This window comes from Actinomadura sp. BRA 177 (assembly GCF_013372625.1).
Classification (GTDB): Bacteria; Actinomycetota; Actinomycetes; order Streptosporangiales; family Streptosporangiaceae; genus Spirillospora.
In genome coordinates, this window is the sequence record NZ_JABXFD010000310.1 from 1 (window position 1) to 11,036 (window position 11,036).

Below are 11,036 nucleotides of genomic sequence, written 5' to 3' on the forward strand. Positions count from 1 at the left end.
GTCCAGCCGCGCGGACCGGAACCCCGCGCCGAGATCGACGCCGGCGCCGGCCGCGACGGTCCCGCCGTCCGCCACCAGCCGGGTCAGTTCAAGGACGGCCTGCTCCACGTCCGCGTCGGACGCCCCGCCGGGGCCGAGCGCGGCGGCGGCTCCGGGTGGCGCGTCGGCCTGGTCCACCAGCCGCACGGGACCGGACGGCCGGGCGATCCAGGCATGCCGCCCGGAAGCCACCACACCACCAGCGAGCCGGATCTTCACCGGCCCATCTTCCCGCCCCGGGGCGCTCCCCGGCCAACCGGTTTCAGCGCGGGCCCGCGGCGCTCCCGTAGCCGTGGGCGATGAGCCGTTCGGCCATCTGCGCGTACGCGGCCGGGTTCTCCGGGGCGCTGGTGGCCAAGCCGTCCACGTACCGGTTGTACATGCAGAACGCGGCGGCGATGAGCACGGCGTCGTGGATCTCCACGTCGGTGGCGCCGGCCTCGCGCGCGGCGGCGATATGCGCGTCGCCGACCTCCCGGCCGCCGCGCTGCACGGCGGCGGCGATGGCCAGCAGCGCCTTGAGCTTGGCGGACACCGGCGCGGCGTCCGGATCGGCGTGCACCTGCTGGACGAGCGTCATCCCGCCGGGCAGCTGCGCGGCGGCGCACGCGCCGTGCGACGACGCGCAGAACCGGCAGCCGTTCAGTTCGGACACGTAGGCCGCGATCAGCTCCCGCTCACCGCGTTCGAGCGGGCTCGGGCCGCGCAGCAGGGCCTCGGCGAGCGCGCTCAGCGGGCCCGCCGTCTCCGGCCGGAACCGGAGCAGGGACGGCAGCCCGGGAATGCTCTCGTCCAATTCGATGTGCGCCAAGGACTGCCTCCGGAGGAACGGTGTCGGACAATGCCCCCGATCCTCGTACGAACGCCCTCACACGGAAAGTTTTCTCGCCACTCCACAAAAGGTCATGGTCTCCTGCGGCTCGCCCCACGGATTGGGTTCGGGGCGCCACCGGGCGCACGACACGATTCCGGGCTCGACCAATTCCAGGCCGTCGAACAGCGCCTCGATCTCCGCGCTGGTCCGCGCCTTGAGCGGGTGCGGGGTGCCGCTCTCGTTCCACGCCTTGACGGCGGTGTGCGTGACGTCCACGTCCAGGCAGGCGTGCGACAGCGCCACGAAACTGCCGGGTGCGAGCGCGCCGACGAGGGTGTCCAGGATGCTCCGCACCTCGTCGTCATCGGTGATGAGGTGCAGCAGCGCGAGCATCATCAGCCCGACGGGCCGGCTGAAGTCGAGCGTCGCCGACGCCTCCTCCAGAATGCGCCCGGGATCCCTGACGTCGGCGTCGATGTAGCTGGTCGCGCCCTCCGGCGAGCTGGTGAGGAGGGCACGCGCGTGGACGAGGACCAGCGGATCGTTGTCGACGTAGACGATGCGCGACTCCGGCGCCACGCGCTGCGCGATCTCGTGCGTGTTGTCGGCGGTCGGCAGCCCGGTGCCGATGTCGAGGAACTGGCGCACACCCTCCTCGCCCGCCAGATGGCGGACGCACCGCCCGAGGAACAGCCGGTCGGTGCGGGCGGCGGCGACGATCCCCGGCACCTGCCGGGCGACCTTCTCCCCCGCCATCCGGTCCACCTCGTAGTGGTCCTTGCCGCCGAGCCAGTAGTCCCAGACCCGCGCCGACACCGGCCGGTCCGCGCGGATCCCGTCGCCCTCGGTGCTCATACGCCCACCTCCGGTACCAGGCGGTATCCACTCTGGAAGATCCACGACGCTACACGCCCGGTCCGGGCTCCGGCGGGTGAGGTGCGTCACGCCCGCCGGGGCGGGGTCAGGCCGTGGTGCTCTGGGCCGTGCGGGCCCGTTCGGCTGCCTCGGTGATGGTCCGGTCGGCGACCTGGCGGTCCTGCCAACCGCGGACGTCGGCGGACTTGCCCGGTTCGAGGCTCTTGTAGATGTCGAAGAAGTGCGCGATCTCGTCGAGGATGTGCTCGTGCACGTCGGGCAGGTCGTTGATCCCGGCGTACCGGACGTCCCGCGACGGGACGGTCAGCACCTTCGCGTCCGGGCCCTTCTCGTCGAGCATCCAGAACACGCCGATGCTGCGGACGGTGATCTGGCAGCCGGGGAACGTGGGCTCCTCCAGCAGCACCATCGCGTCCAGTGGGTCGCCGTCCTCCGCGCAGGTGTCGGGGATGTAGCCGTAGTCGTGCGGGTACCGGGTCGCCGTGAACAGCATCCGGTCCAGCCTGATGCGGCCGAGCCTGTGGTCCATCTCGTACTTGTTGCGCGAGCCGCCGGGGATCTCGACGACCATCTCGATCTCCATGAGTACCTCCCCCTTCCGGGGACCCTACCCGGGGAAAGAGCGGGTGATCGTATGGTCGGGGCATGGACGCGCTGCGATTCGCCTACCGGCCGCTTCCCGTCCGGGTCGTGTTCGGGAAGGGCGTGCTCGGGGACCTGCCCGCCGAGGTGGACGCGCTCGGCCTGTCCCGGGTGCTCGTCCTGTCGACGCCGGGGCGGCGGGCCGGCGCCGAGCGTGCCGCGTCGTTGCTGGGTAATCGGGGTGCGGGCGTGCACGCCGGGGCTGTGATGCACGTCCCGGTTGAGGCGGCGGCAGAGGCTTGCCGGGTCGCCGAGGCCGCCCGGGCGGACGGTCTCGTCTCGTTCGGCGGCGGATCTGCGGTCGGCCTGGCGAAGGCGGTCACCAAGGAGACGGACCTGCCGATCGTGGCCGTCCCGACGACGTACGCCGGGTCGGAGATGACGCCGACGTGGGGCATGACGGAGGACGGCGTCAAGCGCACCGGGCGGGATGAGCGGGTCCTCGCCCGGACGGTGCTCTACGACCCGTCCCTGACGCTGGGCCTGCCGCCGGCGGTGTCGGCGGCGTCGGCGATGAACGCGATGGCGCACGCCGCCGAGGCGCTCTATGCCCCGGACGCCTCGCCGATCGTCTCGCTGATGGCGGAGGAGGCGGTCCGGGAGCTGGCCGGGGCGCTGCCGGAGGTCGTCCGGGAGCCCGGCGGCCTGGCCGCGCGGACCCGCGCCCTGTACGGGGCGTGGCTGTGCGGGACGTGCCTGAGCGCCACGACCATGGGCCTGCACCACAAGCTGTGCCACATCTTCGGCGGGCTGCTGAACCTGCCGCATGCGGAGACCCATACCGTCCTGCTGCCGCACGCGCTCGCCTACAACGCGCCGGCCGCCGTGCCGGAGCTTCGGCGGGCGCTGGGACGGGACGATCCGGCTCGTGCGCTGTGGGATCTGTCCGGTTCGCTGGGGCTGCCGCGTTCGCTCAAGGAACTGGGCGCGGACCCTGTTCACCTGGAGGATGTCGTCGCACGGGCCGTCGGCGGCGGCTTCGCCAACCCGCGTCCGGTCGAGGAGGCCGGCCTGCGGGTTCTGCTCCGCAACGCGTGGGAGGGGCGTCCGCCAGTGGCTTAATGGGCGGCGGCGTTCCAGTCGGCGCCGGCGCCGATCGCGACCTCCAGGCCGACGGTGAGCGGGTAGGCGGCCGTCATCCGGTCATGGACGACCTTCTCGACGGCGTCCCGCTCGCCCGGCGCCACCTCCAGGACGATCTCGTCGTGCACCTGGAGCAGCAGCCGGCTGCGCAGCCCGGCCTCGGTGAGCGCCTCGTCCACCCGGAGCATCGCGATCTTGACGATGTCGGCGGCGGAGCCCTGGATCGGCGCGTTCAGCGCCATCCGCTCGGCGGTCTCGCGGCGCTGCCGGTTGTCGCTGGTCAGATGCGGCAGGTAGCGGCGGCGGCCCAGGATCGTGCGGGTGTAACCGGTGACGCGGGCCTCGGCGACGACGTGGTCGAGGTAGTCGCGGACGCCGCCGAGCCGCGCGAAGTAGGCGTCCATCAGCGGGCGCGCCTCCGCCATCGGGATGCCGAGCTGCTTGGCGAGCCCGAACGCCGACAGGCCGTACGCCAGCCCGTACGACATCGCCTTGATCTTGCGCCGCATGTCGGGGGTGACGGCCTCGGCGGCGACCTGGAAGACCTGCGCGGCCATCGTCGCGTGCAGGTCCTCGCCGGACTCGAACGCGGCCAGCAGCGTCGGGTCCTGGGAGAGGTGCGCCATGACGCGCAGTTCGAGCTGGCCGTAGTCGGCCGTCATCAGCGACTCGTAGCCGTCGCCGGGCAGGAACGCGCGGCGGATGCGCCGTCCCTCCTCGGTGCGGACGGGGATGACCTGCAGGTTCGGCTCGGTGGAGGTGAGCCGGCCGGTCGCGGCGACGGTCTGCTGGAACGAGGTGTGGATGCGGCCGTCCGCGCCGATCTCCCGGATCAGCCCGGCGACCGTGGCGCGCAGCCGCGCCTGGTCGCGGTGGCGCAGCAGCACCTCCGGCAGGCCGTTGTCGGTCTGGGTGGCGAGCCAGGTCAGCGCGTCCAGGTCGGTGGAGTAGCCGGACTTGATCTTCTTGGTCTTGGGCAGCCCCAGCTCGCCGAACAGCACCTCCTGGAGCTGCTTCGTCGAACCGGGGTTGAAGCGGCGGCCGGCGATCTCGGCGGCCTCGTCGGCGGCGCGCTCCAACGCGTCCGCGAAGTGGCGCTCCAGCTCGTCCAGGAGGCCGGCGTCCACGTGGATTCCGGCGCGTTCGGCGCGGGCCAGCAGGTCCGAGAGCGGCAGTTCGACGTCGCGGAGGACCTCGTCCATGCCGGTGGACGCGAGGTCGGCGGCGAACGTCCCGGCCAGGTCGAGGACGGCGCGGGCGCTCAGCATCAGCCCGGCCGCGCCGTCGGCGGGCGGGCGGCGCCCCAGGTGGCGGCCCGCGAGGTCGGCGATCCCGTAGGCGGCCAGGCCGGGCAGCAGCAGGTAGGCGGCCATCGCGATGTCGGTCGCGACGCCGCCGAGCCGCCAGCCGCGCTCGCCGAACGCGCGCAGCAGCGACTTCACGTCGTGCAGCGCCTTGGGACGGCCTGGATCGGCCAGCCAGGCCGCGAACGCGCGCTCGTCGTCCTCGGTGAGGCCGGACGGCTCGAACGAGGCCGCATACCCGTCGCCGGTCGCGAGCGCGAGCCGCGCGATGTCGCCGGCGCCGCGCACCCACGTGTCATCGGTGGCCAGCCCGGTCAGGCCGGTCGCGTGGGACTGGAGCCAGCCGGCCAGCTCGTCCGGGCCCAGCTCACGGCCCTTGACCGGTTCCGGCCGCGCCGCCTCCCGGGCGCGCCCGCCGCCGGGGTCGGCGGCGAAGAGGCGCTGCCGCAGGCTGGCGTTGCGGAACTCCAGCTCGTCCAGCAGGGACGTGAACGCGGACAGGTCGTAGGGGCGGCGCCGCAGGTCGGCGGGCCGCAGCGGCAGGTCCACGTCGCGGACGAGTTCGGTCAGCCGCCGGTTGAGCCGCACCGAGTCGAGCGCGGCGCGCAGCTTCTCCCCCGCCTTGCCCTTCACCTCGCCGGCACGGCCGAGCAGCGCGTCGAGCGACCCGAACTCGCGGACCCACTTGGCGGCCGTCTTCTCCCCGATGCCGGGGATGCTCGGCAGGTTGTCGGACGGGTCGCCGCGCAGCGCCGCGAAGTCGGGATACTGCTCGGGGGTCAGCCCGTACTTCCCCTGCACCGCCTCGGGCGTGTATCGGATCATCTCCGAGGCCGTCCGGTAGAAGTACAGGACGGTGACGCGGTCGCTGACGAGCTGGAGGACGTCCCGGTCGCCGGTGACGATCAGCACGGTCATGCCGTCCGCCTCCGCCGCCGTCGCGAGTGTCGCGATCACGTCGTCGGCCTCAAAGCCGGGCGCCCGCAGCACCGGCAGGCTCATCGCCGCGAGGAGCCGGTCCAGGACGCCGAGCTGGCTGCCGAACTCCTCCGGCGACCGCGCCCGGGTCGCCTTGTACTCCGGAAACGCCTCGGTGCGGAACGTCCGCCGCGACACGTCGAACGCGACGGCCGCGTGCGTCGGGCGCTCGTCCCGCAACACGTTGGCCAGCATGTTCGCGAACCCGTAGACGACGTTCGTCGGCTGCCCCGCCGTGGTGCTGAAATTCTCCACCGGCAGCGCGTAGAACGCCCGGTAGGCCAGCGAGTGGCCGTCCAGGAGCAGCAGGCAGGGCCGGTCGGTCATGTCTCTAATCCTGGCACCGGGGAAGGGGGCATGAAACGTCCGCGCGAGGTGTTGAGGGGCGACATGGACAAGATCGAACTGAGCCGGCTGGGGATCTGGCGGCCGTGGAGCACGCTGGACGGGGACCTGGCCAAGGACGTCGAGGACCTCGGCTACGGCACGATCTGGATCGGCGGCTCACCGCGCGGTGACCTGGAGATCGCCGAGCGGCTGCTCGCGGCCACCGACCGGCTCGTGATCGCGACCGGCATCGTGAACATGTGGGCGACGCCGGCCAATGAGGTCGCCGCGTCCTACCACCGGCTCAACGAGGCGCACGGCGGCCGGTTCCTGCTCGGCGTCGGGGTCGGCCACCCGGAGGCGACGCAGGAGTACCGCAGCCCGTACGAGACGATCGTCCGCTACCTCGACGACCTGGACGCCGCCAGCGTCCCGGTGGAGGGCCGGGTGCTGGCGGCGCTCGGCCCGAAGGTGCTGCGGCTGGCGGCGGAGCGCGCGGCGGGCGCGCACCCGTACTTCACCACGCCCGAGCACACCCGTGAGGCGCGCAAGACGCTGGGCGCAGGCCCGCTGCTCGTCCCCGAGCAGAAGGTCGTGTTCGACACCGACACCGGGCGCGCCCGCGCGCTGGCGCGGGAGTCGGCCGGGTACTACCTGCGGCTGCGCAACTACGTGAACAACTTCAAGCGGCTGGGCTTCACCGACGAGGACGTGGCGGACGACGGCAGCGACGCCCTGCTGGACGCGCTGATCGCACAGGGCGACGCGGCGGCGCTCGCGGCGCGGGTGACGGGGCACCTGGACGCGGGCGCCGACCAGGTGGCCGTCCAGGTGCTGGGCGAGGACGACCCTCGCCCCGCCCTGCGCGCGATCTCCGAGGCGCTCGCCTAGAACGGGTGAGGGACGCGCCCGGAGCCGGGCGCGTCCCTCACGAGGACGGGGTTACCGGGTGGCGTAGTTGCCGATCTCGTCCGGCACGATGCGCTTCTTGGCCTGGGCGGGGGCTCGCCTGGCGAGCTCGTTGCCGTTGACCGTGAGCGTGCTGTGCGCGAACTTCTGGGTGACCGCGGCGGTGGCGTCGATCATCTGGTCGAAGCCCTTGAGGTTCACGTTGTCGTAGCGGTCGCACGCCGAGTGGTAGCACGGGTCGTAGGCCACCCCGGCGGTGCCGCCGTAGGTCGCCGCCTGCTCGGGCGTCTTGATGCCCTCGGCGCCGGTGAACAGGCCCCCGGCGGGGATGCCCACGGTGATGAAGGCGTTGTAGTCCGACCGCCCGTTGAACGGGGTCGGGTCGGTCGCCAGCTTGCGCTTCGCGAAGTAGTCGTTGAACGCCTTCTCGATCGCGCCGGATCCGGCGGGCGCCTCGACGTTGTTCTGCCCGGCGCTGTTGTCGCCGTCGTAGACGAAGTTCACGTAGTTGGGCGAGGCGAGCATGTCGAAGTTCAGGTTGAGCGCGATCTTGTCGCGCTCGGCCTGGGAGAGGCTGTCGACGTAGTGCTGGGAGCCGAGCAGGCCCTCCTCCTCGGCGCCCCAGAACGCGAACCGCACCGTGTTGCGGACCTTGGGGCCGAGCTTGCGGATCTGCTTCGCCATCTCCAGCAGCGTCGCGGTGCCGGAGCCGTCGTCGTTGATGCCGGGGCCGTCGATCACGCTGTCGTTGTGGGCGCCGACGACCACGACGTTGTCCGACCGCCCGCGCTTGGTGTCGGCGATGACATTGGACGCCTCGCGCTTGTCGTTGAGCACGTCGGTCTTCACGCGCAGCGTCACACCGCCGTTGTTGGCCTGGTCGACCAGGGCCCGTCCGACGGCGTTGGTCGGGCCGATCACCGGGATGTCGTACGGCGTGGTCAGCGTGCCCGCGACGGGGCCGGGCTGGTCGGGGAGCTGGTAGATGACCACGGCGGACGCGCCGGCGGCGATGGCGTTGTCGGTCTTCAGCGAGAAGAAGCAGCCGCCGCGCTGGATCAGCGCGATGTGGCCCGCCGGGAAGCCGGCGAAGTCGTCGGCCTCGCACCCGCTGCCGACGCCGGTGGCGTCGCTGTCGACGGGGGTCGCGGCGGCGGTGACGTCGCCCGACCCGGAGTACTGCATGGTCGCGAAGTCGGTGCCCGGCGCGAACGTCTTCGCCTCGGGCGCGGTCTCGGCGAAGACCGCCTCCGACTGCTCCTGCCAGAAGTCGAAGGTGAAGTTCTGCACCGTGGGGCTGTATCCGGCCCGCTTGAGCTGGTCGGCGATGTACTTGATAGTGATCTTGTTGCCGGGGAGCCCGGCGGCCCGGTTGCCGCCGTTGGCGTCCGCGATCTTCTGCAGGTTCAGCTGGTGGTGGCGGACGTTCTTCAGCTTGACCAGCCTGGCCAGCTTGGAGTGGGCCGGTCCGGCGGCCTGGGCGGGCACCGCGGCCACGGTAGTGGCTGCGAGCGACAGCCCGGCGAGGGTTGCGAGCGCGGCTCTGCGCATGACTAGGTCTCCGTTTGTGGGGGGGACGAAGCAACCCGAAGCCTGACACGCGTCAATTCCCACAACAAGACACGACTTTGCATCAAAACGGCCAATATTGGTCTCTTTTTGCCCTTGCCTCCCAAGATCGACATTGTTCCCGCGATTACCGTCCGTCCCGGCCGGATCCACGGCTCGTGTCGATCGTCAATGGCGCGGCCGCCGCGCATTCTCCGAGGTCAGCCCCGAATGGCCGCCAATCGGGCCGCATTGACCTGCGGAAACGTCCACGAGCGGGCGGCGGCCCCGCATCCTCCCCCGGACGCGCCCGCCGGCCCGCTCCGTACTTCCCCGGATGCAAGTTCCAGCAGGTGAGACACCTGGCTACGGACAAAACGGCGTGAGTATGCTTCGTGATCCCTTGCAGGTGGCCGCCGACGATCAGGAGTGGGCCGTTGTCGAGTCCCGAACAGGTGCACAGATCCCACGGGCGTCCGCACACGCGTCCGATCGGGCGGAGGATCGTCCTGCTCCTGGCGGTACCGCTCGTATCGCTCGTGGCACTGTGGGCCTTCTCGGCCGTCCCCGCGATCAGCGACGCGCTGTGGCGGATCCAGTACGCGGGCAACCACGACCGCGTCGGCCAGCCGTCCAACCTCGCCATGCAGGCGGTGCAGGAGGAGCGCGCCGCCGCGATCGCCGCGCTGACGGCGCCGTCGCCCGCGACGGAGCAGAAGTTCGAGCAGGCGATCGCCAAGACCCAGAAGACGGTGGCGGCCTTCCGCAAGTCGGCGCTCTCCCCCGAGGCCACCAAGAACATGGACGAGGACACGGTCCAGCGCACCCGCAACGTCGGCAACCAGTTCGACCAGCTGGCCAGCGTCCGGTCCCAGATCACCTCGCGGAACATCACCGTGCTGCAGGCGATCGACATCTACAGCGAGGCGTTCGACAACACGGTCCGGCTGCTCAGCACGCTGGTGAACATCGACGACCTGGACGTCTTCAAGCAGACCAACGGCGTCCTGTACATGTACTGGTCGCGCGACTTCATGCTGCGCGAGGACCTGCTGATCACCAGCCTGCGCGGCCGGCTGAAGTCCGGCGGCCGCGCCGCGTTCGCGCAGTGGGCGGGCGCCCGCGACGAACTGCTCCAGCTCGGCCAGAGCCGACTCGAAGGCAAGGTCGCGCAGACCATGAGCGGCCTGGTGAACTCCCCCGCCTACGCCCAGTTCGTGGCGCTGGAGACCGCCATCGTCCAGCAGGGCAAGGCCCCGAACCCGCAGCGCTGGCAGGCCGCCACCAAGGCGGCCGGGCAGGTGTGGCTCGCCACCACCTACAAGGCCGGCGAGGTGCTCCAGCACGACGAGGTCGAGCCCGCCGGGCAGCGGATCATGCTGCGGGTCTACCTCGCGGGCGGCGTCGGGCTGCTCGCCGTCATCGCCTCCATCGTGCTGTCGCTGCTGTTCGCCCGCCGGCACGCCGACGAGCTGCGCAAGCTGCAGCGGTCGGCGCAGGAACTGGCGAACGAGCGGCTGCCCCGCGTCGTCGCGCGGCTGCGCCGCGGTGAACGGGTCGACCTGGAGGCCGAGACGCCCCGCCCGCCGGCCGGGAAGACCCGCGAGGTCGCGCTGGTCGGCGAGGCGTTCGAGACCGTCCAGCGGCAGGCGATCAGCACCGCGATCGGCGAGGCGGAGCTGCGCGCGAGCATCAACCGCGTCTTCGTGAACCTGTCGTGGCGCAGCCAGTCGCTGCTGCACCGGCAGCTGCGGCTGCTGGACCAGATGGAGCGGCGCGCCTCCAGCCCCGAGGAGCTGGACGACCTGTTCCGCCTCGACCACCTCACGACCCGCATGCGGCGGCACGCCGAGGGCCTGGTCATCCTGTCCGGCTCGCCGACCGTCCGCGCGTGGGACCACCCGGTCGCCGCCGAGGACGTGGTGCGCGCCGCGGTCGCCGAGGTCGAGGACTACACCCGCATCGAGGTGACCGGCGCGTCGGCGGCCGCCGTCACCGGGGACGTCGTCGCCGACGTCATCCACCTGCTCGCCGAGCTGATCGAGAACGCCACCGCCTACTCGCCGCCGACCACCGAGGTCACCGTCAAGGTCGAGACCGTCGCCAACGGGCTCGCGGTCGAGGTCGTCGACCGCGGCATCGGCCTGCACCCCGACGAGCTGGACGCGCTGAACCAGCGGCTCGCCAACGCGGTCGAGTTCGACCTCGTCGACACCGAGCGGCTCGGCCTGTTCGTCGTCGCGCGGCTCGCGGCCCGGCACGACGTCAAGGTCTCGCTGCAGCCCTCGGCCTACGGGGGGACGACCGCAATCGTGCTGATCCCGCACGCCCTGGTGGTCATGGACGAGCAGTGGCACGCGATCGGCGAGGGCGCGACGGTGCCCCAGCCGGGCGCGTCCCGGGCCGGCTCGCCCCGCCTCGGCCGCCCGCTCCCTCCCGCGCCCGCACCTTCTCCACCTCGGCCGCCCCCCCCGACCACGCAAGCGCACATCTCCCACGGCCCCCTACACCCCACA

General features: G+C 71.9%; 9 protein-coding genes. 3 read left to right on the forward strand and 6 right to left on the reverse strand.

The genetic code is table 11. The annotated features are described in order from the left end of the window. The 4 genes from HUX53_RS15405 to HUX53_RS15420 all read right to left on the reverse strand — a co-directional run. Positions 1-258, reverse strand: a 258-nt coding sequence (locus tag HUX53_RS15405; RefSeq protein ID WP_176403880.1) for a hypothetical protein, incomplete at its 3' end; no start/stop codon positions are given. A gap of 43 nt (positions 259-301) precedes the next feature. Further along, positions 302-850 (reverse strand): carboxymuconolactone decarboxylase family protein, encoded by a 549-nt coding sequence (locus tag HUX53_RS15410; protein ID WP_176403881.1) that lies wholly within the window; start codon positions 848-850, stop codon positions 302-304. Positions 851-907: 57 nt separating this feature from the next. Beyond that, complete coding sequence (locus HUX53_RS15415) at positions 908-1,708, reverse strand: SAM-dependent methyltransferase (RefSeq protein ID WP_176403882.1); 801 nt, start codon at positions 1,706-1,708, stop codon at positions 908-910. Positions 1,709-1,814: 106 nt separating this feature from the next. Next, positions 1,815-2,312 (reverse strand): inorganic diphosphatase, encoded by a 498-nt coding sequence (locus HUX53_RS15420; protein WP_176403883.1) that lies wholly within the window; start codon positions 2,310-2,312, stop codon positions 1,815-1,817. A 62-nt stretch (positions 2,313-2,374) separates the two neighbouring features. Between HUX53_RS15420 and HUX53_RS15425 the strand changes: the two genes are divergently transcribed. Then, positions 2,375-3,433: a maleylacetate reductase gene (locus HUX53_RS15425; protein ID WP_176403884.1), complete on the forward strand. Its 1,059-nt coding sequence runs from the start codon at positions 2,375-2,377 to the stop codon at positions 3,431-3,433. Here HUX53_RS15425 and polA read toward each other — a convergent pair. Next, entirely contained in the window at positions 3,430-6,063 is a 2,634-nt protein-coding gene (gene polA, locus HUX53_RS15430) for a DNA polymerase I (RefSeq protein ID WP_176403885.1), read from the reverse strand. The two genes, HUX53_RS15425 and polA, sit on opposite strands and share 4 nt — an antisense overlap. Positions 6,064-6,093: 30 nt before the next feature. On the opposite strand from polA, the gene HUX53_RS15435 reads away from it, so the two are divergent. Continuing rightward, positions 6,094-6,954 (forward strand): LLM class F420-dependent oxidoreductase, encoded by an 861-nt coding sequence (locus HUX53_RS15435; RefSeq protein ID WP_255205286.1) that lies wholly within the window; start codon positions 6,094-6,096, stop codon positions 6,952-6,954. A gap of 51 nt (positions 6,955-7,005) precedes the next feature. Here the strand turns inward: HUX53_RS15435 and HUX53_RS15440 are convergent, their stop codons facing one another. Then, positions 7,006-8,523 (reverse strand): M20/M25/M40 family metallo-hydrolase, encoded by a 1,518-nt coding sequence (locus HUX53_RS15440; protein WP_176403886.1) that lies wholly within the window; start codon positions 8,521-8,523, stop codon positions 7,006-7,008. Between the two features lie 536 nt (positions 8,524-9,059). Between HUX53_RS15440 and HUX53_RS15445 the strand changes: the two genes are divergently transcribed. After that, the coding region (locus tag HUX53_RS15445; protein WP_176403887.1) for a sensor histidine kinase at positions 9,060-11,036 on the forward strand (1,977 nt) is incomplete at its 3' end.

What these genes read in the sequence shown, in the direction of transcription:
- HUX53_RS15415 (WP_176403882.1), bottom strand. Translation starts at nt 1,708, where the DNA reads ATGAGCACCGAGGGCGACGGGATCCGCGCGGACCGGCCGGTGTCGGCG.
- HUX53_RS15440 (WP_176403886.1), bottom strand. Translation starts at nt 8,523, where the DNA reads ATGCGCAGAGCCGCGCTCGCAACCCTCGCCGGGCTGTCGCTCGCAGCC.
- HUX53_RS15435 (WP_255205286.1), top strand. Translation starts at nt 6,094, where the DNA reads ATGAAACGTCCGCGCGAGGTGTTGAGGGGCGACATGGACAAGATCGAA.
- polA (WP_176403885.1), bottom strand. Translation starts at nt 6,063, where the DNA reads ATGACCGACCGGCCCTGCCTGCTGCTCCTGGACGGCCACTCGCTGGCC.
- HUX53_RS15425 (WP_176403884.1), top strand. Translation starts at nt 2,375, where the DNA reads ATGGACGCGCTGCGATTCGCCTACCGGCCGCTTCCCGTCCGGGTCGTG.
- HUX53_RS15420 (WP_176403883.1), bottom strand. Translation starts at nt 2,312, where the DNA reads ATGGAGATCGAGATGGTCGTCGAGATCCCCGGCGGCTCGCGCAACAAG.